At 69.8% G+C, this 21,889-nt stretch carries 17 protein-coding genes and 3 pseudogenes; 7 read left to right on the top strand and 13 right to left on the bottom strand.

The features are described from left to right. Window positions 1–104: 104 nt before the first annotated feature. Entirely contained in the window at window positions 105–1,184 is a 1,080-nt protein-coding gene (gene dapE / locus StrepF001_RS30020) for a succinyl-diaminopimelate desuccinylase (protein ID WP_129801339.1), read from the bottom strand. Between the two features lie 84 nt (window positions 1,185–1,268). On the opposite strand from dapE, the gene StrepF001_RS30015 reads away from it, so the two are divergent. After that, the gene (locus StrepF001_RS30015; protein WP_129801338.1) at window positions 1,269–2,246 is read left to right on the top strand and encodes a heavy metal transporter; all 978 of its coding nucleotides are present in this window, start codon (window positions 1,269–1,271) and stop codon (window positions 2,244–2,246) included. A gap of 310 nt (window positions 2,247–2,556) precedes the next feature. Beyond that, window positions 2,557–3,017, top strand: a pseudogene (locus StrepF001_RS48485) (ATP-binding protein). 176 nt (window positions 3,018–3,193) lie between these two features. On the opposite strand, the gene StrepF001_RS30005 reads toward StrepF001_RS48485, so the two are convergent. Beyond that, a complete protein-coding gene (locus StrepF001_RS30005; RefSeq protein WP_129801337.1) occupies window positions 3,194–4,288 on the bottom strand; it encodes a bifunctional succinyldiaminopimelate transaminase/glutamate-prephenate aminotransferase in 1,095 nt (364 codons plus the stop codon). A 150-nt stretch (window positions 4,289–4,438) separates the two neighbouring features. Further along, entirely contained in the window at window positions 4,439–4,759 is a 321-nt protein-coding gene (gene fdxA / locus StrepF001_RS30000; protein WP_018089397.1) for a ferredoxin, read from the bottom strand. Window positions 4,760–4,900: 141 nt separating this feature from the next. Between fdxA and StrepF001_RS29995 the strand changes: the two genes are divergently transcribed. Together StrepF001_RS29995 and StrepF001_RS29990 are read left to right on the top strand one after the other, a co-directional pair. Continuing rightward, window positions 4,901–6,010, top strand: coding sequence for a GNAT family N-acetyltransferase (locus StrepF001_RS29995; RefSeq protein WP_129801336.1), 1,110 nt, complete (start codon window positions 4,901–4,903; stop codon window positions 6,008–6,010). Between the two features lie 23 nt (window positions 6,011–6,033). After that, window positions 6,034–6,882, top strand: a pseudogene (locus StrepF001_RS29990) (transglutaminase-like domain-containing protein). A 77-nt stretch (window positions 6,883–6,959) separates the two neighbouring features. On the opposite strand, the gene StrepF001_RS45820 reads toward StrepF001_RS29990, so the two are convergent. The 7 genes and pseudogenes from StrepF001_RS45820 to StrepF001_RS29935 form a co-directional block, all read right to left on the bottom strand. Beyond that, complete coding sequence (locus StrepF001_RS45820) at window positions 6,960–9,317, bottom strand: hypothetical protein (RefSeq protein ID WP_165396406.1); 2,358 nt, start codon at window positions 9,315–9,317, stop codon at window positions 6,960–6,962. 159 nt (window positions 9,318–9,476) lie between these two features. Further along, entirely contained in the window at window positions 9,477–9,887 is a 411-nt protein-coding gene (locus tag StrepF001_RS29960; RefSeq protein ID WP_129801332.1) for a DUF6113 family protein, read from the bottom strand. Next, window positions 9,884–10,741, bottom strand: coding sequence for an N-acetyl-1-D-myo-inositol-2-amino-2-deoxy-alpha-D-glucopyranoside deacetylase (gene mshB, locus StrepF001_RS29955; RefSeq protein WP_129801331.1), 858 nt, complete (start codon window positions 10,739–10,741; stop codon window positions 9,884–9,886). The genes StrepF001_RS29960 and mshB overlap by 4 nt, the downstream gene beginning before the upstream one ends. 50 nt (window positions 10,742–10,791) lie before the next feature. Continuing rightward, window positions 10,792–11,454, bottom strand: coding sequence for a hypothetical protein (locus StrepF001_RS29950; RefSeq protein ID WP_129801330.1), 663 nt, complete (start codon window positions 11,452–11,454; stop codon window positions 10,792–10,794). A 155-nt stretch (window positions 11,455–11,609) separates the two neighbouring features. Then, window positions 11,610–11,867 (bottom strand): hypothetical protein, encoded by a 258-nt coding sequence (locus tag StrepF001_RS29945; protein ID WP_129801329.1) that lies wholly within the window; start codon window positions 11,865–11,867, stop codon window positions 11,610–11,612. After that, on the bottom strand, window positions 11,864–12,211 hold the full coding sequence (locus StrepF001_RS29940; protein ID WP_129801328.1) for a hypothetical protein: 348 nt from the start codon (window positions 12,209–12,211) through the stop codon (window positions 11,864–11,866). The genes StrepF001_RS29945 and StrepF001_RS29940 overlap by 4 nt, the downstream gene beginning before the upstream one ends. Window positions 12,212–12,278: 67 nt before the next feature. Further along, window positions 12,279–13,142: pseudogene (locus StrepF001_RS29935) on the bottom strand (helix-turn-helix domain-containing protein). Between the two features lie 300 nt (window positions 13,143–13,442). On the opposite strand from StrepF001_RS29935, the gene StrepF001_RS29930 reads away from it, so the two are divergent. Continuing rightward, entirely contained in the window at window positions 13,443–13,742 is a 300-nt protein-coding gene (locus tag StrepF001_RS29930) for an NIPSNAP family protein (RefSeq protein ID WP_129801326.1), read from the top strand. A gap of 8 nt (window positions 13,743–13,750) precedes the next feature. Here the strand turns inward: StrepF001_RS29930 and StrepF001_RS29925 are convergent, their stop codons facing one another. Continuing rightward, window positions 13,751–17,293 (bottom strand): WD40 repeat domain-containing protein, encoded by a 3,543-nt coding sequence (locus StrepF001_RS29925; RefSeq protein WP_129801325.1) that lies wholly within the window; start codon window positions 17,291–17,293, stop codon window positions 13,751–13,753. A 479-nt stretch (window positions 17,294–17,772) separates the two neighbouring features. On the opposite strand from StrepF001_RS29925, the gene StrepF001_RS29920 reads away from it, so the two are divergent. Further along, window positions 17,773–18,651 (top strand): helix-turn-helix transcriptional regulator, encoded by an 879-nt coding sequence (locus StrepF001_RS29920; RefSeq protein WP_206306982.1) that lies wholly within the window; start codon window positions 17,773–17,775, stop codon window positions 18,649–18,651. After that, window positions 18,648–18,857 (top strand): DUF397 domain-containing protein, encoded by a 210-nt coding sequence (locus tag StrepF001_RS29915; RefSeq protein ID WP_129801324.1) that lies wholly within the window; start codon window positions 18,648–18,650, stop codon window positions 18,855–18,857. Before StrepF001_RS29920 ends, StrepF001_RS29915 begins: the two co-directional genes overlap by 4 nt. A 4-nt stretch (window positions 18,858–18,861) precedes the next feature. Here the strand turns inward: StrepF001_RS29915 and StrepF001_RS29910 are convergent, their stop codons facing one another. Together StrepF001_RS29910 and StrepF001_RS49650 are read right to left on the bottom strand one after the other, a co-directional pair. After that, entirely contained in the window at window positions 18,862–20,448 is a 1,587-nt protein-coding gene (locus StrepF001_RS29910; RefSeq protein ID WP_129801323.1) for a class I SAM-dependent DNA methyltransferase, read from the bottom strand. Beyond that, window positions 20,445–21,887 (bottom strand): restriction endonuclease subunit S, encoded by a 1,443-nt coding sequence (locus tag StrepF001_RS49650; protein WP_129801322.1) that lies wholly within the window; start codon window positions 21,885–21,887, stop codon window positions 20,445–20,447. The genes StrepF001_RS29910 and StrepF001_RS49650 overlap by 4 nt, the downstream gene beginning before the upstream one ends. Window positions 21,888–21,889: the final 2 nt, after the last annotated feature.

Raw genomic sequence — 21,889 nt, 5'->3', positions numbered from 1 at the left:
GCTCCCTCCGTTGCGGGGTCGTTCCACCTCAGCGTAGATCTACGCGGGTTAAGGACGGGGTACGTGTGCGTGTCCGCCATGAAGCGCCACAGCACCGGCCGGTCTCACGCCGTGAGCCAGGACCTCAGGCGCTCCTCGCCCGCCAGGATCTTCGCCGTTTCGACCCGTTCGTCCCGCTTGTGCGCCAAGTGCGGGTTGCCGGGACCGTAGTTGACCGCGGGGATGCCCAGCGCGCTGAACCGGGAGACGTCCGTCCAGCCGTACTTCGGCTGCGGGGTGCCCCCGACCGCCTCGATGAAGGCCGCCGCGGCCGGGTGGGACAGGCCGGGCAGGGCGGCTCCGCTGTGGTCGTCGACGACGAAGTCGCTCACCCCGCAGTCCGCGAAGACCTCGCGGACGTGGGCGATCGCCTCCTCCTCGGTGCGGTCCGGGGCGTAACGGAAGTTGACCGTCACGACACACTCGTCCGGGATGACATTTCCGGCCACACCCCCCGAAATCCCCACAGCGTTCAGGCCCTCGCGGTACTCCAGACCGTCGATCACGGGGTAGCGGGGCTCGTACGCGGCCAGGCGGGCCAGGATCGGCGCCGCCGCGTGGATCGCGTTGGAGCCCATCCAGCTGCGCGCCGAGTGGGCCCGTTCGCCCCTGGTCTTCAGCAGCACGCGCAGGGTGCCCTGGCAGCCGCCCTCGACCTGGCCGTCCGATGGCTCCAGCAGCACCGCGAAGTCGCCCCGCAGCCACTCCGGATGGGCCTCGGCGACATGCTTGAGGCCGTTGAGCTCGGCAGCGACCTCCTCGTTGTCGTAGAAGACGAACGTCAGGTCGCGGTTCGGGGCCGGGACGGTGGCCGCGATGCGCAGCTGGACCGCGACGCCCGCCTTCATGTCGCAGGTGCCGCAGCCCCACAGCACACCCTCGTCGTCCAGCCTGGACGGCACGTTGTCGGCGATCGGCACGGTGTCGATGTGACCGGCGAGGATCACACGCTCCGCCCGGCCCAGGTTCGTGCGGGCGACGACGTTGTTGCCGTAGCGGTCGACCGTCAGGTGCGGCAGGGCGCGCAGGGCACCCTCGATCGCGTCCGCGAGCGGCTTCTCGCTGCCGCTCTCGGAGGGGAAGTCGACGAGCCGGGCAGTGAGCCGTGCGGCGTCCAGGGTGAGGTCAAGCGGGGTGTCGGCCATGCCGTCGACCCTAACGCGCGCCCAACCTCGCACGAGTTCCCACACTCACACCGGGCACACCGTACTCTCCAGTACCTTGTACGGATGCCAGAGCCGTCCCCTACTCCTCAGCGTCGTGGCCGCCTCTTCCGTATCGGGGCGGCCTTCGTGGTCCTGCTCGCGGTCGCGGGCTATCTCGTGGTGCAGTACGTCACCGGAGGCCCCGGCGGTCCGCAGTGCAAGGTCGTGTCGGCCGACGCCGACGGGGCGACGTACGAGTTCACGCCCGAGCAGGCGGTGAACGCGGCGACGATCACCGCCGTCGGCACCGCACGCGGTCTGCCCGAGCGGGCCGTGACGATCGCGCTGGCGACCGCCCTCCAGGAGTCGGCGCTGCGCAACATCGACCACGGCGACCGGGACTCGCTCGGCCTGTTCCAGCAGCGGCCGTCACAGGGCTGGGGCACGGAGCAGGACATCATGGACCCGATCTACTCGGCGGGCATGTTCTACGACCACCTGGTCAAGGTGCCCGACTACACCCGGCTGCCGCTCACCGTGGCCGCGCAGCGTGTGCAGCGCAGCGGGTTTCCGGAGGCCTACGCCAAGCACGAGCCGGACGCCACCCTGCTCGCCGCCGCGCTCACCGGGCGGGCCGCGGCCACGCTGACCTGTCAGGGCCGGCCGGGCGCAGCCCCCACCGCCGGTCCGGACACGGTGCGCTCCGCGCTCGTACGGGACTTCGGGCGGGACGCGGTGGCGCAGGCCGGCGCGGAGGTGGGTGCGACGCCGACGCCCGCGCCGAGCGACCTGATCACCGAGACCAGCGGGCGCACGGTGACCGTACCGGTGACCGCGGACACCGGCGCCGACGGACGCAGCGTCCGCGAGCGCGGCTGGCAGCTCGCGCACTGGGCGGTCGCCAACGCCTCCGCACTGCACATCGAGCGCGTCTCGTACGCCGGCCGGGAGTGGACGGCCGGGAACACCGACAGCCGGTGGCGTCCGGCGTCCGGCGACGGGAAGGGCACCGACGGGGCGGAGAGCGCCGCGAGCGCCGTCCGGATCGTCGCTGCACAGTAGTGCGGGGCTTCCCCCTCAGGGGTTACGTGCGTGGACGGCCGGTGACGGTGTGATCAGGTTTTCGTGACCTCACCCTCACATCCATCAAAACCCTTGAAAACAAAGGGCGGTAAGGATTCGGCAGACTTTGCAGCCGGGCGTCCTTTGCCCGTTTTTATCCGGAGCCGATAATGCGACACATTGCCAATTCTTTACACTGGGCCGCCGCAACCTTCGGGGGCTTCGAGCGGTAGTCACTGCGTCCGAGCCCGGAGATCAACAGCCGGGCGCGGCCGGACACTTCATCGTTTCCTCCCGTCAAAGGAGCACCATGTCCCTCCCTCTGACCCGTCGGATCGCCCGTGCCGCGCTGCTCGTCGCAGCGGGAGCGGCTGCCGGGGTCGGTGCGGCCGGCTCCGCCAGCGCGGCCCCCGAGAAGCCCGCCACCCCCAACGTCGGCGGGCTGACCGCCCTGGACGGGGCGAGCGTCGGCAACACCGTCGACGGCGCGGCCAAGGACGTCACCGGTGCCGCGGGCGACACCGGCAGCAAGGCGGTCAAGCAGTCGGTGCCGACCGCCGGCAAGACCGGTGGCCAGATTGCCAAGAAGGCGACGCCGGCGGTGCAGAAGGCTGCGGGTGACGCTGCCGGGGCGGCCGGGACGTCGTGGGTGACACCGCTTCGACGGCGACGAAGGGTGGGCTGCCGACGGATGGGCTGGCCAAGGGTGGGCTGCCGACGCAGACTCTGCCGAAGAAGTCGCTGCCGGCTACGGGGCTGCCGATCGGCTGACGCCGGGTTGTACGGCGACGGGGGTCCAGGGAGTTCCCTGGGCCCCCGTCGTTTTGCGTGTGCTTGCGTGGGCAGGAGCCGGGGCCCGTTGCAGCGGTGCCCGGCGCTGCAGGCTGTGCCCACCCTCCCCCATCGCCCTGCGGAACGATTGCCCACAGCGGTCAGCGGTATCGGTGTCAGGCGAGGCGCTTCACCGCTGCTCGTACCCGCTCGTCCGTTGCCGTGAAGGCCACGCGTACGAAGTTTTCGCCCGCTGGGCCGTAGAAGTCGCCGGGGGCCACCAGGATGCCGAGGTCGGCCAGGTGGGCGACCGTGGTCCAGCAGGGTTCGTCGCGGGTGGCCCAGAGGTACAGGCTCGCCTCGCTGTGCTCGATGCGGAAGCCGTGGTTCAGCAGCGCCTCGCGCAGCGCCGTGCGGCGGGCCGCGTAGCGCTCGCGCTGGACACGGACGTGGTCGTCGTCGCCGAGGGCGGCCACCACGGCTGCCTGGGTGGGCGCCGACGTCATCATGCCGCCGTGCTTGCGGATCTCCAGGAGGGGGCCGAGGACGGCCGGGTCGCCGGCCAGGAAGGCCGCGCGGTAGCCCGCGAGGTTGGAGCGCTTGGAGAGCGAGTGAACGGCGACGATGCCCTCGTATGAGCCGCCGTTGACGTCCGGGTGGAGGACGGAGACCGGGTCGGCCTCCCAGCCCAGTTCGAGGTAGCACTCGTCGGAGAAGAGCAGCACGCCGTGCTCGCGGGCCCAGGCGACGATCCGAGTCAGTTCCTCCTTCGACAGGACCCTGCCCGTCGGGTTGGAGGGTGAGTTGAGCCAGAGGAGCTTCAGGTTCGCCGGGTCGAGCTCGGTCGGGTCGTCGTAGACCTCGTGGTCCGCACGGGCCAGGCGCGCGCCCACCTCGTAGGTCGGGTAGGCGAGGCGCGGGTAGGCGACCTTGTCGCCGGGGCCGAGGCCCAGCTGGGTGGGGAGCCAGGCGACCAGTTCCTTGGAGCCGACGATCGGCAGGACGTGATGGTGAGTGACGTTTTGGGCGCCGAGGCGGCGGCGCAGCCAGCCGGTGATCGCGTCACGCAGCTCCGGCGTGCCCCAGACCGTCGGGTAGCCCGGGGAGTCGGCCGCCGCGACGAGCGCCTTCTGGATCAGCTCGGGGACCGGGTCGACCGGGGTGCCGACGGACAGGTCGACGATGCCGTCCGGGTGGGCGGCAGCCGTCTGCTTGTACGGCGCCAATTTGTCCCAGGGGAAGGTGGGCAGGCGGTCGGAGACTGCGGACACGGTTCTGGCTCACTTTCTCGTGCGTACGAGCCGTACGGGACGGCAAACGCCTCGGTCCCGTACGGCGGTGACCGCCGCGAGGGCGATCAGGCCGTACGGGACCGAGGCGACGCTCCTCAAGCGACGGCTGGGGTTCGCCCAGCGGGCCGCTTACTGGTTCTGCGGCGGAAGCGCGGCGATGAAGGGGTGGTCACGCTCGATCAGGCCGAGCTTGCTGGCGCCGCCGGGCGAGCCGAGCTCGTCGAAGAACTCGACGTTCGCCTTGTAGTAGTCCTTCCACTCTTCGGGAGTGTCGTCCTCGTAGAAGATCGCCTCGACCGGGCAGACCGGCTCACAGGCACCACAGTCGACGCATTCGTCCGGGTGGATGTACAAGGACCGGGAGCCCTCGTAGATGCAGTCGACCGGGCACTCCTCGATGCACGCCTTGTCCTTGACGTCGACACAAGGCTGCGCGATGACGTAGGTCACGCTGTCGTTCCTCCTCGATACGGGCGCTGGCGGGCCTCCTCAGGCTCCGCCGCCTGGCGCGCGGGAGCGCGGCGTCGTCGATGCCCGCCCCTAGTATCTCCGTTCTTGGGCATGATCCGAACAGGAGGGGTGGACTGACCTGTGGAATTCTCGCCGATAGGACGCCTTGAGGTCCGTATCACCGCTGCTGACGTGGGCAAACGGGTCTCCGTACGGCGGTTGGGCCACCCTGGTGTCACGCAGGAGAAATTCACCGACACGGTGGGGGTTCTCACATCCTGGAACAACGGGGTGCTGGTGATCACACGACGGGACGGTGAAAGCGTCCGGATCGAGGAATCCTCGCTGGTCGCGGGCAAGGTGGTGCCCGCGGCACCAGCCCGGCGGCGTGGGCCGTCCGCGTCGTACCAGGAGCTCGCGCGGGTCGCGGCCCGGGCGTGGCGGCCGGTGGAGAGCGAACGGCTCGGCGAGTGGGAGCTGCGGGCCGCAGTGCAGGAGGTGTCGCGCGAAGCGCGTCCATGGGGGGTGGTGGCCGGGCGACGGGCGGGCTTCACCCGGCGGGCCAACTCCGTGCTGCCGCTCGGCGACCCCGGCATGCCGCTCGACGAGGCGCTGACCGTCGTACGGCGGTGGTACCGCGACCGCGGCCTGCCCGCGTACGTCCAGACCGCCACCGGCGCCGAGGGCACGCAGGAGCTGCTGTGCGCGGAGCTGGAGGAGCGCGGTTGGGTGCGTGAGGTGACCGCCGAGCTGTGGATCGGGGCACTCGCGCCGGTCGCCGACCGGGCCGAGGGGGCCGGGGTCGTGCTGTCCCGGGAGGCGGACGCGGCCTGGCTGGCGCGGTATCAGCGCAAGGGCGTGAGCGAGGTGGCGCTGAAGGTGCTGGGAGGGGGGTCCCCCCGCGCGAGCGGAGCCGAGCGTGGGGGAGGGCCCTCGGTGTGGTTCGCGACCGTGCCCGGTGCAGGCGCGGGGGCCCCGCCCGCCGCGATCGGGCGGTGTGTGGTCGACGGACGGTGGGCCGGGTTCGCCGCCGTCGAGGTCGATCCGGCGCTACGGCGGCGGGGACTGGCCGGCGCCGTGATGGCCGCGCTGGCCCGGCAGGCCCTCGACGAGGGCGCATCGGCGGCGTGGCTCCAGGTCGAGACGGACAATGTGGGGGCACGGGCGCTGTACACCGGGATGGGCTTCACTGCGCATCACGCGTACCACCACTACCGGGAGCCACAGGCGTCCGGCGCGCCTGGGCACTGACAGCGGGAGGTCGGCAGGTGGTCATGCAACCCCCCTTCCCCCCACCGCCGGAGCGGTCCGCCGAGCTGCGGCGGCGGTTCGCCGAGGAGGCGCGGGCCGAGCGGCCCGATCTGGCCACGCTGTGTCTGCTCGTCGGCGCGGAGGCCGACGGGGCGCTGGACGACCTCGGGATCGACGCCGCGCAGGTGGAGCTGGACGAGCTGGCCGGGCGGCTGCCCTTCCGGCCGGGCGGGCCGCGCGCCTGGGCCGAGGCGCTGCGTGAACTGCTCGGGGAGCGGTGCGGGTTCCATGGCACACCGGGCGATTACCAGCGTCTGGAGTCCTCGCTGCTGCATGCCGTGCTGCGGCGGCGGCGCGGGCTGCCGATTCTGCTGTCGGTGGTGTGGGTGGAGGTGGCGCGGCGAGCAGGGGCTCCGGTGTACGGGGTGGCGCTGCCGGGGCACTTCGTGGTCGGGTTCGGGGAGCCGGAGGAGCAGGTGCTCGCCGACCCGTTCGAGGGTGGGCGGGTGCTGACCGGGAACGACGCGGAGCTGCTGGTCGTGGGGGCCACGGGGCGCCGTTGGATTCCTCGATGCTGGTGCCGCGGCGCCGTTGGACGTCGTGCTGCGGATCCTGAACAACATCCGGGCGTGGGCGGCTGCGCGGGCCGAGCGGACGGATGTGGCGTTGTGGGCCGTCGAGCTGTCGCTGTTGCTGCCGGCGCATCCTGCGCGGTTGCGGTACGAGCGGGCGCAGTTGCTGGTGCGGCGGGGGGATTTCCTGGAAGGGGCGCAGGAGTTGGACGCGTATGCGGAGGTGGTGGGTGCGGTGGACGAGGGGCGGCCGAGCGGGTGCGGGGGGAGGCTTCGGCGGCTCGGGCGATGCTCAATTAGCGGTTTGCCGCGGGGGCATACGACGGAGGGGGTGCCCGGCGGTCGCCGGGCACCCCCTCCTCTGCGTCAGCGAGCCCCTAGTTGGGGGTGGTGTCGATGACTGCGGTGCGCTCCGCCGGCGTCTTGCCGCGCAGAGCCTTGCGCAGCGCGGAGGCGACGTCCGCCGGCTGGACGGCACGCTTCCCGCTCGCGCCCTCGATCTGCACACCGTCGAAGGTGCTGCCGTACGCCTCCTCGAGCGCCTTGAGGTCGTACGTCTCCACGAGCTTGCCGTCGACTGCCTTGAAGCCGAGGATCTTGGGCAGTGACACGGGGCCGAAGTCGATGCTGTGCGCCGCGTCGGTCTGGACCGTGGCGAGGGCGGACAACGCCGGCTCGGCGAACTCCTTCACCATCCGGTCGACCTCGGCATCGGAGACCGTCGGCTGCCGGGTGGTCGTCGGCAGCTGCACCGGCGTGGACGTGCCGGTCTCGACCTGGGTGCGGTAGGCCTCCTCGACGGCGTCGGTGGCCTGGTCGACGGCGATGCCCTTGCCGGCCTTGCCGTAGACGGCGACGGCCTTGCCGGACTCGAACCTGATCGTGCCGTCGGTCGCGGTGCCGGCGCCGCCCGCCGCGTCCTCCAGGGACGCCTTCAGCTTCTCCTCGTCGACCGGCATGACCGGTTCGACGACCCGTTCCTGGCCGAAGAGCGAGCCGATCACGGAGACCGGGTTGTAGTCGCTCTTCGCGGCGGCGCCGACCGTGGAGTCGACGTCGAACTGGAGCCCCGACTGATCCGGCCTGAGCGAGACGGTGTCGCCGTCGACGGACAGCTTCAGCGGGTTGTCGATGCGGTCGCCGAGGGCCTCGTCGAGCTTCTTGACGGCGTCGTCGCGGGTGCCGCCGCCGATGTCGACGCCGAGCACGGTGGTGCCCTTGGGCACGTCGGAGTGGTTCATCAGCAGACCGGCACCGTAGGCGACTCCGGCGACGAAGAACACGCCGCCGCCGAGCAGGACCAGCTTGTTGCGGCCCTTCTTTTTCTTGGGCGCGGCGGCGGGCACGTTCTGCTGCACCGGCTCGGGCAGTTTCGGCGGCGTGTGCGGCAGCGGCCCGTCGGTGGGCGCGCCGGGACCGAAGGGTGTGCCGCGGCCGGCGGACGGCACGACGGGGATGCCGCTGGTGAGGGTGTCCCCGGAGACGTTGCCAGGGGCGCTGAAGGAACTGCCGGGGGGCGGTTCGGGGACCTGCTTCTGGGGGGTGAGGATGGCGGTGTCGTCGCTCATACCGCCGCCGGGGCCGCGACCGGTGTGCGGGGCGGTGCCTGGGCCGCCGGAGGTGCCGGGTGCGCCCAGACCGCCGGGTGCGCCAGGACCGCCGGGACCGGTGCCCGGCCTGCCGGGGGCGCCGGGAGCGCCCAGGCCACCGGGAGCGGTGCCCGGACCGCCGGGACGGCCGGTGGGCGGCGGGACGAGCGGGCCGTCGCCGGTGACGGGGCCGCCGGTCGGGCCCGCGGGGCCCTGCGGGCTGCCCTGGCCGCCGGGGCCGCCCGGTCCGCCCAGGCCGCCGTGACCGCTCAGGCCGACGGAGCCGTTCTGACCGTTGGGGCCGCTCAGGCCGTTGGGGCCGTTCTGGCCGTTGGGCGTGGACTGATGCCCGTATCCGCCCTGGCCGTTCTCCGTGAAGTACGGCAGGTCGTCGCGGCGGGGTTCGCCGGGGCCGCCCGGCGCGGCGGGCGAGCCATTGCCCAGCGGGCCCGCCGAGAGCGCCTCGGTGACGTCGAAGGAGCCGGTACCGCCGCCGTGCCCGGGAGCCACGGGACCGCCGGTGGCGCCGGGCAGCCCGGCACCGTTCGTACCGCCTCCGCCGGAGCGGGCGGCGTCACCGGGCCGGGAGCCGCCCGGCATGTTCATGGAGCCGACCACGCCACCGGGGCGGCCACTGCCCGGACGCGCCGCAGTGGGGGCGCCGGGAGCGACGGCGCCCGCAGTGGGGGCGCCGGTGGCCGGGCCGGAACCGCTGGGCTGCCCGGCCCCGTTGGCGGAACCGCCGCCCTGACCGGCCTTGGCCGGCCCTGACTTGCGGGGCGCGAACCAGTCGCTGGTCTTCTCCTCGCCCTGCTGGGGACGCTCGGCCGGAGCCTCGACCGTGCCGGTCGTGGTGGCCGGGTTCTCCGGGGGTGCTTCGGCGGCGGTGTCGTCGGCGGCCTCGGTGTCCGCGACGGGCTTGCGCACGACGACCGGCGGGATGGGCCGTGACCCGGGGATGTTGATCCGGATCCGCGTCGTCAGCGTGGTCTCGGTCTTGCGTTCCTCCGGCTGCGCGGCCGAACGGCCCGCTCCAGCACCGTTGTCGGAAGCCGTGGGGGTGCCGTAGGGCGGCGTGCCCGAAGGGTATGCGGCTCCGCCGCGCCCGTTGGGCCCGGAGGACGGACTGTCAGTTTCACGACTCAAGGCAGGTTCTCCCGGTTGGCTCCGCCGCCCGTTACGACCTCACATGCTCGGGCAGCTCGGCGGCTGCACCACCATACTGGCCACCTCCGTCGCGTATCCCGCGACCGCTGGGGAAACCCACACGGGACTCGCACGAGCGTCTGACGGCGAAGTGGTACGTCACTTGCCAAGTCGGACGGCCCGGCCACCTGGTTGCCGCCCCGGACCGAGGGTGGCGCACATCACAGCCACACCCATGCCGCCGAGGAGGAAGAGGTACGAGCCGACTCCCGCGGCGAACAGGAAGTCCCCTTCGGGACGGCTGGTGGTGAGCAGGATGACGGCGAGCAGCCAGCCCGCGGCGGACGAAACCGCTCCGCTTCTGCCTCCGGTGCCCCACGCCCCGCCCAGGAACAGCCCGGCCCCGCCCAGCAGCGCGAGCAGCAGCCCGCCGGGGAACCAGCCGGCCTGCACCAGCGAACCGGCGGCGCCGATCACCAGGCCGAGCACGAACAGCCCCAGGTGGGCGACGATCCGCCCGGCGGAGGGGCGCTGCAGCGGCTGGGCGAGCATCGAGCCCTGGTCCTTCATGACGCCTCCTCGATCCCGGCGAACAGATCCGTCTCCCGCGCCTGGGCGCGCTCGCCGCGCACCAACTCGTAGTACTCCGTGGTGAAGACGGGCTGAGCAAGCTCGTTGGAGAGCGCGAAGTACGGTTCGGCGACGTCGATCTGCGTGGCGTGCGCGCGCATCGCGGCGGCCTTGGCGGCGGCGTACGCGGTGCCGTCGACCTCGGTGGTGATGCGCTCGTCGTCCACGACGCCCGGTACGTCGTCGAGGGTGGCGGCCCGGGGGAAGGGGATGCGGGACAGGTCCTCCTGGAGGCCGGCGAAGGCCTTCTCGGCGACCGTGCGCGGTACGCGGTTCCAGTAGACCTTGGCGATCGGCAGGCCCTCGGCGGCCGCCAGCTCGGCGGCGCGCTGGGCGACGCGGTGGGCCTGGATGTGGTCGGGGTGGCCGTAGCCGCCGTCGGGGTCGTACGTGATCAGAACCTGGGGGCGTACCTCACGGATCACCTCGACGAGGTGGGCGGCGGCCTCGTCGACGTCGGCCTGCCAGAAGCAGGCGGCATCGTCGTTGTCGGCGAGGCCCATCATCCCGGAGTCCCGGTAACGGCCCACGCCGCCGAGCAGACGGAAGTCCTCGACGCCGAGCTCACGCATCGCGGCGGTGAGCTCGCGCAGGCGGTACTCGCCCAGGGCGACGCCGGTCAGATGGGCGAGCTCCGGCGGAATGACCTCGCCGAGTTCACCGAGAGTGCAGGTGACCAGGGTCACATGCGCACCCTCGGCCGCGTACTTGGCCATGGTCGCGCCGTTGTTGATCGACTCGTCGTCCGGGTGCGCATGCACCAGCAGCAGACGCCGGGCGGGCAGTTCCGTCATGGGGCCAGCCTACGAGTGACAGCCACCGCCCAGTCACCTCCCCACCCCCGTCACCCCTCGTCGTCGAGCACATGGGCGATGGCGAGCGCGATGCGCTCGATCCAGTCGATGGCGTCGTTCACAGCGGCCTCGTCGATGGGGCGGCGCTGCTTGAGATCGCCATCGATCAGGTCGGCGTCGTGCGCGATCTTGTTGCGTCGCTGAGTGATCTCCAGGTAGCGGCTGCGCAGCGTCTTCTCGTTCAGCGAGGTGCGTCCCTGGAAGAAGGTCTTGTTGATCCACCCTGCGGACAGGTACCAGACCTTCTTGTCCGTCACGAGCTTGAGCACCTCGGAGATCTTTCCGGGATGCTGAAGGGACTGGCCCGCGAGCTTGTCGCGCAGGTGGTCGACGACAGCTTCGGGAAGGGTGACGTCCCCTCGCTGCACAGCCTCGACCCTGTGCAGCGGCAATTCATAGACCCTCAGCTGGTACGGCATCTCGGGGCTGTCCTTGGCCGCCAGCTCGGCGACCCGGCGCAGCACCTCCTCATGGAGCCAGTGATCGATGGCGGCAACTGCCTGAACCCAGGCGGCTCGGTAGAAGTCGTCGATGTCGATCGTGGGCGAATTGAAAGGGGTCAGCATCCGGCCCGCTTCGACCATGCGCCGCGCGTACGACAGGTTCGTCATGAACGCCTCGAACTGACGCGTCTGTGGTCTGGGAACGGCCATGGGTAACCCCCGGGGGAACTCTCCGTCACGATCTCTACGTGCACGATTCCCGAGACAGACGGGGTTGAGTCAAGCCGGGCGCGACCGGCTTGGAGCAAGGTGGCCGATTCCGGCCCGTCGGTTTCCGGATCATGCGCCTCCGGCCCTCCGGACTCTCAGAAGCCCAGATACGTGATCTGTACGACGTAGACGCGCTCGCTGCGCACGACGACCTGGTATCCGAACCAGCCGCCGGAGACGATGATTTCGCCGCCCTTCGGGTCGATCCCTTCATAGGCCCGACCGTGAATATGGAGGGCTTCAGCCGCTCTGACCAGTTCGCCGGCCTTGCGCTCCACGGCGGCGAGGAAGTCTGCGGGAACGGTTCGGGCTGCCTCTTCGGCGCCGAAGGCGTATTCCCACTTCCAGCTCACTCGCGCACTGCTTTCAGGGCCTCGTCGAGGACCGCACTCAGCTCGCGGAGGGCTTCCCGCGCGATGTCCGGATCTTCATGCTCCAGATCGCTCTGCGCTTGGGCGTAGCGGGTGGAGAGGTCCGGGCGGCGGGCGATCTCGATCTCCTTGGCCCAGATCAGGACCCAGCTCTGTACCGGGCTGAGCGACTGCCACTCGACGGCCTTGGCAAAGGCCTCGTCCTTCATGGCCTGCATCTCGTCAAGGCGCCCTGGAGCGACGTCGGCAAGGGCGGCCCGCAGGGCATCGGGAGTCAGCTCGGGGCGGGGGATCAGCTCGTGCCCATGGTCGGCCTGAGTGCTCATGGTGTCCTCCAGAGGGTGCCCCGGCCAGAGTATCGACCCTGAGGGCAGGGAGCGGGACGGAGCGGTCTCAGGCGGCGGCGGCAACGGGAGTACGGCAGTCATGGCAGCGTCCTGGAGTCGGGGAGCGGAAGGCGCGGTCACAGCCGTCGCAGTTCTGGAGAGGGTGTCGGACGGTGGTGGCGGGCCGGGGCGCGAACGGCGGGGGTGGCAGCTGGGCGGCGAGGCGGTGGGCCAGGAGGGCTGCCGGGCGGCACAGGGGCTCGGATGGCAGGTCAGTGGTCAGGGCGTGGCGTACGACGGTGGGGGTGACGTCGCGTTCCAGCCAGGCGGCGACTCCGGGGCGAGGTGGGCGGTGTCGCAGGTGGAGAGCAGCAGGCGGGGTCGTGACGGCGGAGGTCGGCGAGGAGGTCGGTGGCCTGCTGGAGAAGGGCGGGGCAGGGCAGGCGGGCTGGGGGACGACAGGGAGGGGTTTCTTGCGGGGAGCCCGCTTCTCCGCCGATGCCGGGTGGGCCGGCCGGGCAGGCTTGTCGTCGGTGTGGCGTCGACTGCCTGGCTGGTTGCAGGAGACCGTGCGGGTGACGATACGGCCGCCGGGGACGCGGATGCGCTCGCGGCGCAGGTAGCCGTGGGCTTCCAGTTCGCGCAGGGCGGCGGCGATGCGGGTGGCACCTTCGGGGAAGCGTGCGGTGAGGGTCTTGATGTCGACGCGGGCGCCCTTGGGCAGCGACTGGATGTGGCAGGCCAGACCGATCGCGAGGAGGGACAGCTCCGGGTGCTGGGTGAGGTGGTTGCCGATCACCGTGAAGCGGGCGGTGTGGCGGGTGTTGTCGTGACTGAGACCGCCGCCGGTGTGGGGCCGCCGGTTCGGGTGTTTGTTGGCGGCAGGGCGGGACTGGGCGTGCGGGGGCGCGCTAGGGTGCTGCGTATCCATCGGGAAGATTGCGCCTTCCTTGGTGGTCAGGCCCTCGCACTGGGATTGCCGTCCCGGCGAGGGCCGTTGCATGTCTGCGGTTGTGTTGCGCCGAGCGTAGGGCAGGCAAGGTGCCGCGAATCCAGCCGAGTTGGTGATGTTCACTCGCACGGGTGAGCGGGCGCCGCGGGCGGGAGGGGTGGGGCTTGGTGAGGTTCTTTCACCGTCGTGGTCCTTAGGAAAGACCGCCCCTGGCACCGACGCACGAGCGGTCGGGCTCCGGTGGCACACGAACTTCGCCGCTCGGAGAGGATGTATGCCATGCCGAAGACCACACAACTGCGTACGTACACCGTCCGGGACGGCCTGCTTGACGAGTGGGTGGAGCGGTGGCGGGGCGAAATCGTTCCGCTGCGGCTTGAGTTGGGATTTACGATCGGAGGAGCTTGGGTGGACCGCGAACGTAACCAGTTCGTCTGGCTGATCTCGTACGACGGCCCGGAAGCCTTCGCCGAGCGCAACGCGCTTTACTGGTCGTCGCCCGAGCGCGAGGCCATGGGCCTGAACCCGGACGACTACCTTGTCCGCACCGAAGAGCGCACGGTGGAATCGGCCTACTGATCACACGGTCACGCGGGATCGAGCGGCAACAGATGCTGCCGCCGTTCCTCGCGGGTAAGGGTACGGAAGACCCTCCCTCGGGCGGTCGCCTCCAGCCGGTCGTAGTCTGGCTCCGCCCGCCACACACGCGCCGTCCCATCGGCCGATCCCGTGAGCAGTCTCGTGCCGTCCGGGGACCAGGCCACGGAGGTCACCTTGTCCTGGTGCACACCGACGACAGCGATCTCCTCAAGGGTGGTGGCGGACCAGACCCGTACCGTACGGTCGTCGGCGCCAGTGGCGATGTGCCGGCCGTCAGGTGACCAGGCGACGGCGCGAAGCCGTCCCTCATGCCCCTTCAGCACCTCGATGCGCCGTCCGGTGGCGATGTCCCACACGGCGGCCGTCCAGTCGCCGGAAGCGGTGGCGATCCTGGTTTCGTCCGGGGACCAGGCCGCGTCCTCCACGTAGTTGTCGTGGCCGCGGAGCACTGTGAACTGCCGCCCCTCCCCAATGTCCCACAGTCGGCACGTACGGTCGTCGGAACAGCTGGCGAGCAGTCGTCCGGTCGGCGACCAGGCCACGCGCCCGACCCAGTCCTGATGTTCCGTCAGTTCCAGAAGCTCGGTCCCGTCCGGCGCGGACAGGACACGCACGGCGCCGTCGTGGCCACCCGTGGCGATCCGGCCGCCGTTCGGAGACCAGGCGCACCCCTCGACGACCGCGCCGTGTCGTTCGAACAGCGTGCCGCCGCGCCCGTCGGCGACCCGAAACAGGCCGTCGTTGGTGCTGAACGCGAGCCGTTCCCCCTGCGGATCACAGGCGACGGCCCAGACCCGGTCCTCCAACCCGATCACCGGTCCGGCCAGAACGCCGGTGACGGCGTCCCACACCCGTACAGTGCCGTCGTCCGAGGCCGTGGCGAAACGGCCGCCGTTGCCGGACCATGTGGCCTGGTTCACCGGGCCGCGGTGCCCGTCGGCCAGTACGGCCTCTGCGCCACGCGGGCGCAGGTCCCACACCATGCCGGTGCCGTCGGTGGAGCTGGTGGCGAGCATGGTCCCGCAGGGTGACCAGGTGACGCCCCACACAGTGTCGGCGTGGCCACGCAGCACAGCCAGGACCTTGGCATCCTCGGTGCCGACGATGCGCACGGTGCGGTCGGAGGAGGCGCTGGCCAGCATCCGTCCGTCCGGCGACCAGGCCAGGTTCCACACGTAGTCAGTGTGTCCTCGCAGCAGCAGCCGCAGGTCGCCGGTCCCGGCGTCCCAGATGCGGGCGGTATGGTCCCCTGAGCCGGTTGCAATGTGCCGTCCGTCCGGTGACCAGGCGATACCCTCGACGAAGTCCGAGTGCCCGGTGAGTGTGGTGGTCGCTCTCCCGGTTCTCAGGTCCCACACGATCGCGGTCTGGTCGTGTGCGGCGGAGGCGAGGCGGATGCCCTCCGGCGACCAGGCCACACCCCACACATCCTCGCTGTGCCCGTGCAGCTCGTGTACGAGCCGGCCGGTTTCGGCCTCCCAGACCCGTACGATCCGGTCCTTGGAGCTCGCCGCGACATGCCGACCGTCCGGCGACCAGGCCACCTGCCTGTTGAGGTCTCCGGCGCCGGTGAGCAGCCGGACCGGCTCCCCCAAGGCGGCATCCCAGATCCGTACGACATGGTCACGGCCAGCGGCTGCCACCCTCGCAGAGTCCGGTGACCACGCAACGGACTCGACCATGACGCCGTCGCAGGGCAGCACCAGCAGTGTGCGTCCGGACCGCGCGTCGTGAACGCGGGCCGTGCCGTCCCTGGACGCGGTGGCCAGCATGCGCCCGTCGGGGGACCAGGCGATGTGCCGGACGGCGTCAGTGTGTCCGTCGAGCCGGGCGCGGAGGTGACTCGCCGCCAGCGCCGCCATCAGCCCGCGTCTTGCCGAGGGCGTGGGCGTGCACTCGCCGAGCGCGGCGAGCGAGAGCAGCAGGGAGCGCTCCGGTTCGCTCTCCGCGCTCAGGAGGACCTGACGGCCGATACTGTCGGAGACCTGGCTCAGGAAGGTCAGGTCGCGGCGTTGCGAGGATTCGACGAGCGCGCGGGTGGGTGTGGATGCCTGCCCGGATTCCTCCAGTGCTTCGAGCCAGCGCCGGGCCGCCGTGAGGCGTTCCCCGGTGAGGAGATAGTCGTCGCTGCGTCCGGCCCGCTCCCAGTCGGCCGCCCACCGCTCCAGTTCAGCGCGCTCGCGAAGTCGCTCAGCCCGCGCCTCGACCTCCTGCCGCAGCGGGGCCCACTGGCGAAACAGGGCCTCGTGCGTCACCTGCGCATAAGGCTCGCTGCTGGTTGCGGAGTCGCCGCCCCTGACGTCGGTGCGCAGCAACCGCGCCTCAACGAAGGCATCGACGACATGGCGGTCCCGTTCGTCGAGTTCGGACAGCGGCACATGGCGGCGGGCCACCTCCTGCCCCTCGACGGTCACGAACCTGAGCAGGACGCGGAGGGCGGAGTCGATGCCCACGCCCGCACCGAGCCCGGTCACGGTGTTGTCTGCCTGGCGCGCCAGCGCGCCGGGTACTCCGCCGAGTCGCCGGTACAGCTCCTCGGTGACCGTCCCGCCAGGCCCGGAGGCGAAGTACAACTCCTGGAGGAGGTAGGCGAGCAGCGGTAGTGCGTCGTCTGTCCCGGTCTCGCTCACGATGGAGTCGACGACTCCGGGCTCGAAGCTGAGGCCGACGAGGGCCCCGGGTCGCTCCACGACTTCGGCGAGCTGTGCTCTGCCCAATGTGCCGATGGCGACGGGGTGCTGGAGGAGTTCCGCGTGCCCGGTGCCGAGGAGCCGGCCGAGCAGGTCCACCCGGAGGGTGACCAGTACGCGGACCGCCGGGTCCTGTTCCACGCAGGTACGCAGCGCTTCGAGGAACTGGGCACGTTCGCGCTCCCCCGCCAGTGTGACGGCCTCCTCGAACTGGTCGACCACGAGGAGTATCCGCCGGAACCGGCCGCCACGCAGCCGTGACAGCTCGGCTCGCAGCGCGTCTGGCCCCTGGCGCAGCCTGCGCAGTACGGCGCTCGCCGGCTCCTGCCCGTCGGCGGCGGCCGCCAGCGCACCCGCGAGGGCGCCCAGCGGGTTGGGGCCGGGGGCGAAGGCCGGTACGACGGTCCAGCGGCGTTCCCGAAGCCGGGGCATCACCCCGGCCCTGACCAGCGAGGATTTTCCGCTTCCAGACGCCCCGACCAGCAGCAGGAACCGATCTGCGGGGCGGGTCGCGGTGGTGTGCAGCCTGCGTGTCAGTTCGGCGGCCTGCGCCTCCCGGCCGAAATAGACGGGTGCCTCGTCCTCGTCGAACGCGTCGAGGCCCGGGTACGGAACCCGCTCGCGCGGCCACTCGTTCCGGGGCGGCGCGGGATTCTCCAGCCGATAGACGACGACCTGCCCAACCACCAGGGCCACGATCAGCAGCCCGATAGCTGGAACGGAAACCTGCTGAATCACCTCCAGCACCCAGGGAACCTCGTCGGTGCTGGTCGCGTAGTTGGTGGCGATGCCGAGTAAGCAGGCGACCAGTGCCAGCATGATCTGGAGCGCGACCTGCATATGGTTCCTCATCGGGCACCACTCACGACCGCGTCGCCACCCGCCAGCACCGCTCAGCCCCCGTTCCATCGGTCTCGAATGACCGGCATCGTGTCATCCGCTCATGACCATCTTCGGAGGCTCAACAGGAGCGTTCAACGGTGCGTGCGGGTTTCGGCCATGCAGGGCGGAACGGGGTCCAACGGGGCCTTCAGAGGTCCGCGGGGATGTGACACTTCAGCGTGGAGTGTCACATGTCGGCGCCCTACACATCGAGCAGCTGCGTTCCCTGCGCACCGCTCAACCTGGAAGACCCACCTTCAGCGGCGCCGGTTTCATGGATCACGTCACGCGGAGCGGCCACACCTGCTTACCGTGAAAGGTGACGACGTTGCTACGCATGGTGACTGTCCGGGGCTTTGTCCAGCGCTGTCCAGGCCGTCGGAGCGGCGTGTACGGGTAAGGCGTCGTTGCCAAGTCGTACGACGGGAGGGCGCGGGGTGAGCGTGGACACTGACACGGGACAGCTCGGCACGGGCGGGGCGGACGAGCCGGGGTGGGAGGTGGAACCGGACGACGAGTGGGGGCTCGCGGTCATCTCAACGGTGGGGCGGCAGTTGAAGCTGCGGCGCGAGGCAGTGGGAATGCGGGCCTCCGACTTCGGCAAGGCGGTCGGCTACGGCGAGGACATGATCTACAAGATCGAGTCGGGGAAGCGGATTCCCAGACCGGAGTTCCTAGACAAGGCCGACCAGGTGTTGAGGGCGGGTGGGTTGCTCTCGGCGATGAAGGAGGATGTGGAGAAGGTCCGGTATCCCAAGCAGGTGCGGGACTTGGCGCAGTTGGAGGCCAAGGCGGTGGAGTTGCTCTCGTACGGAAGCCACGCCCTGCATGGCCTGCTGCAGACGGAGGAGCACGCGTGCGCGCTGCTGAGGACGCGACGACCCTCGCTCCCGGAGGAGCGGCTGACGCAGGCAGTAGCCGCTCGTATGGCCCGAAAATCGATCTACGAGCGCTCACCTGCCCCAGAACTCAGCTTTGTCCTGGAAGAGTCGACGCTGAAACGCCCGATCGGCGACAGGATGGTGTATCGAGGACAGCTCGAGTACCTCCTGGAGGTGGCGCGGCTGCGGAACGTCAAAATTCAGGTGATGCCGGCAGAACGCTGGGACCATCCTGGTACCGGAGGGCGGATCCAAGTGCTGAAGTTCGCGGACGGCACGGCAGTTGGGCGTATGGACGACGAGTTCAACGGCCGCCCAGTCTCCGATCCGAGGCAGCTTCGGATCCTCGAACTGAGCTATGGGATCATCCGGGCCGAGGCTCTGACCGTACGGGAGTCACTGGCCTTCATCGAGCAACTACTGGGAGAAACATGATCCGCAAGGCCTCTGCCGGAGACGCTTCCGACCTGGTGTGGTTCAAGAGCAGCTACAGCGACACCAGCAACCCGAACGACTGCGTCGAGGTCGCCAACACCCCGAGCACCATCCACGTCCGCGACTCCAAGCACACGGCCGGCCCCCGCCTCCAGCTCTCGCCGGAGGCCTGGGCCGACTTCGTGACCTACGCGTCCGAGCGCTGACGGGCTACTCGACCTCGGCCTCTGGTACGTCGACTTCACCGCCCAGGGAGCGGGCGATGGCCGTGAACTCGATCAGGGCGGACTGGAGGTCGCGGACGATCTCCTCGGCGATCTCCTCGGGCGACAGGCCGCTGTCGGCGTCGTCGAGGGCGGGGTCCTTCATCCACGTGATGTCGAGGTTGACCTTGTCGCGGGCGATCAGATCCTCGTAGCTGAACTTTTTGAACGGCCCGTTCTCGTCCTCGGACTCCACGCGGGAAGTCCGGGGCTCGCCGGGCCGGTAGGCGGCCACGAAGTCGTCGAGGTGGGCACGGGTCAGCGGGCGCTGCTTGAGCGTGAAGTGCTGGCCGGTACGGAAGTCGTAGACCCAGGTCTCGGTGGTGAGGGGCTTGCCGTCGGCGCGCGGGGGCCTCTTGTCGAAGAAGAGGACGTTGGCCTTGACGCCACCGGCGTAGAAGATGCCGGTGGGCAGCCGCAGGATGGTGTGCAAGTCGAACTCGTTGAGCAGCTTGCGGCGGACTTTCTCACCTGCGCCGCCCTCGAAGAGCACGTTGTCCGGGAGGACGACGGCAGCACGTCCGTTGACCGCTGTCAACGACATGATGTGCTGAAGGAAGTTCAGCTGCTTGTTGGTGGTCGTTGCTGTGAAGTCGTCGCGGTCGTACTGGATGTCCTCCTTCTCGACTTCGCCGTCCTGGCCGATGACCGTGATCGCGGACTTGCGGCCGAAGGGAGGGTTCGCGAGGACGAGGGTGGCGTGCTTGCCGCTGGGCTTGTCGGCGAGGGCGTCACCGACGTGGATGAGGCTGGGCCCGTCGCTCTTGCCGATGCCGTGGAGGAGCATGTTCATCGCGGCGAGGCGGGCGGTGCCGGTGACGAGTTCGTTGCCCCAGATCTTGCGGCCCTCGTCGTAAGCCTTCCTCTCGTCCAGCGACATCTTCTTCATGTGGTGGTCACGGATGTAGGCGTGGGCGGCGATAAGGAAGCCGCCGGTGCCGCAGGCCGGGTCCGTGATGGTGTCGTCCGGGCCGGGCTGGGTGACGTCGATCATGGCGTCGATGAGGGCGCGGGGCGTGAAGTACTGGCCGGCGCCGGTCTTGGTGTCCGAGGCCCCCTTGGCGAGCAGGCCTTCGTAGGCGTCGCCCTTGAGGTCCGTGCCGGTCATGGTCCACTCTTCGCGGCCGATCAGTTCGACGACCAGCTTCTCCAGGAGGGCCGGCTTGGTGATCCGGTTCTGGGCGTCGGCGAAGATCGTGCCGATGGTGGTGTCTGGCTTGCTGCGGAGGTGCTGGAGGGTGGCCTGGTAGTGCTTCTCCAGGGCGGCACCGCGCTTACCGACGAGCGACTTCCAGTTGTAGTCGGCAGGCACGATGGCACTCATGTCCTGCCCGTCCCACGGGTCGCTCTCGATCTCGTCGACCATCTTCAGGAAGAGCAGGTAGGAAAGCTGCTCGACGTACTCGATGGTGGACATGCCGTTGTCACGGAGGACGTTGCAGTAGTTCCAGAGCTTCGAGACGAGAGTGTTCGTCTGCGCGACGGCCTTGGCGGGCTCGTTGGTAGGCTGCTGGTCGTCTACGGGGGCGGTCACAGGTCGAACTCCTGCTGTACGGCGAGGGCGGGGGCGGGGGTTGGCTCGGGGGCGGGGTCGGCGGGTGCGGCAGCTCGCGGTACGGCGACCTTCTTGGCCGTGGCCTTGCGGGTGGGCTTCACCTTCGGCTTGGCGGCTCGCTCAGCAGCGATGCGGGCCAGAACAGCAGACGCTGGTTCGTCTCCTGGCTGCTGCGGAACCAGGTTCCCGCTGAAGGCTCGCTCCAACAGGGCAGCCCGCAGGCCGTTGGCACGCCTCAAGCCGTTTTGGACCTCCTGATCCATGGCGGCTACGCCACTCAACAGTTCGTCGCAGCGCTGGACGAGTTTCTCCTGGACATCCAAGGGCGGAATCGGGAACTCAACCGCTTTGAGACGCTTGGCGGAGAGATGGGCGATATTTGTGGTAATCCGCACCTCGCGCATGAACCGCTTCGCATGCAAGTGTCTCCGGAACACCAGCAAGGCCCACTGAGGAAGCACTCGCTGACTGGCCTTGAAGCGAAGCAAACTGTTCGTGAACGCGACATCACGAGGAAATCCCCGGTAGAGCGCGGGGCGCCCAACGAGGTGCGGACTCTGTCCCTCGTTGAGCAACACATCTCCCGGCTCCAACCGATATTTGTCCCAGACTCCGGAGAAATCCATCTCCATGACATCCGCGGTATCGATTCGATCCTCGAAGACGTTGGCAACTCGCAAGTACGGTCGCATTTCTGGGCCGTGATGCCAGTCAGGATGACGTGCCCGCCCGAGTTCGAGAGTACCCGCCTGCTCAACCGTGGCCATTTGCCAAGATTCCGGAAGTTCATCCGGAACTGACGAGACCAAGATTCTCTTCCTGAGCCCGTCAAGCCGCTTGAGCGCCAACCTCAGCGTGCCGATACCGGAATCCAGCCGCGACAACTGCTCTTCGAGTGCCTCGACGATCCGGTGCTGCTCCGCAAGCGGCGGTACAGCGACCCTCACCTTGGCCAGGTTCTTACCCGAGATGCGTTTGCGAGTGGTACCCGTCTGGTATTCACGAATCTGCTGTCGCACCTGAGGCGAGTTGATAGCCCACATGAGCCAACGGTTGGACACGCCGGACTTGCCTGGACGGAGAATCCGGACGTCCACGACGGTCACCGCAGGGCCGTCACTACCGGGGAACAAACACGCTCTTCCCAACGGCTCGGGCATCCGCGCAATCAACAGATCGCCCGATTCCAAGTAGGTGCACCTCAGGCGGTCAGCCGTAGCGGAGGTGAGGAATCGGTTACTCCGGTCTCGGAAGGACCCCTCACCTACATCGGCCAACTGGATCAAACGAACGTCGCCATCCGGATCCTGGTCCTTGCTCTCGACCCAGTCTCCATCCGCGAAGACGCCGTCGGACGCCACCAAATCAGCCAGCGCGGCCCAAGTCCACCCCGCCGGAAGCTCGCTCTCCTCGTCCACGC

Origin of the sequence: Streptomyces sp. F001 (assembly GCF_004187715.1) — a bacterium.
GTDB lineage: Bacteria > Actinomycetota > Actinomycetes > Streptomycetales > Streptomycetaceae > Streptomyces > Streptomyces flavusporus.
Note: the sequence above shows the minus strand (reverse complement) of the source record. Positions and strands in the feature narration are given on the sequence as shown.

Excerpts from the sequence above, each read along its gene's own strand:
- dapE (WP_129801339.1), bottom strand. The coding sequence starts at position 1,184 with ATGGCCGACACCCCGCTTGACCTCACCCTGGACGCCGCACGGCTCACT.
- StrepF001_RS30015 (WP_129801338.1), top strand. The coding sequence starts at position 1,269 with ATGCCAGAGCCGTCCCCTACTCCTCAGCGTCGTGGCCGCCTCTTCCGT.
- StrepF001_RS29960 (WP_129801332.1), bottom strand. The coding sequence starts at position 9,887 with ATGAAGGACCAGGGCTCGATGCTCGCCCAGCCGCTGCAGCGCCCCTCC.
- mshB (WP_129801331.1), bottom strand. The coding sequence starts at position 10,741 with ATGACGGAACTGCCCGCCCGGCGTCTGCTGCTGGTGCATGCGCACCCG.
- StrepF001_RS29950 (WP_129801330.1), bottom strand. The coding sequence starts at position 11,454 with ATGGCCGTTCCCAGACCACAGACGCGTCAGTTCGAGGCGTTCATGACG.
- StrepF001_RS29940 (WP_129801328.1), bottom strand. The coding sequence starts at position 12,211 with ATGAGCACTCAGGCCGACCATGGGCACGAGCTGATCCCCCGCCCCGAG.
- StrepF001_RS29930 (WP_129801326.1), top strand. The coding sequence starts at position 13,443 with ATGCCGAAGACCACACAACTGCGTACGTACACCGTCCGGGACGGCCTG.
- StrepF001_RS29925 (WP_129801325.1), bottom strand. The coding sequence starts at position 17,293 with ATGCAGGTCGCGCTCCAGATCATGCTGGCACTGGTCGCCTGCTTACTC.
- StrepF001_RS29915 (WP_129801324.1), top strand. The coding sequence starts at position 18,648 with ATGATCCGCAAGGCCTCTGCCGGAGACGCTTCCGACCTGGTGTGGTTC.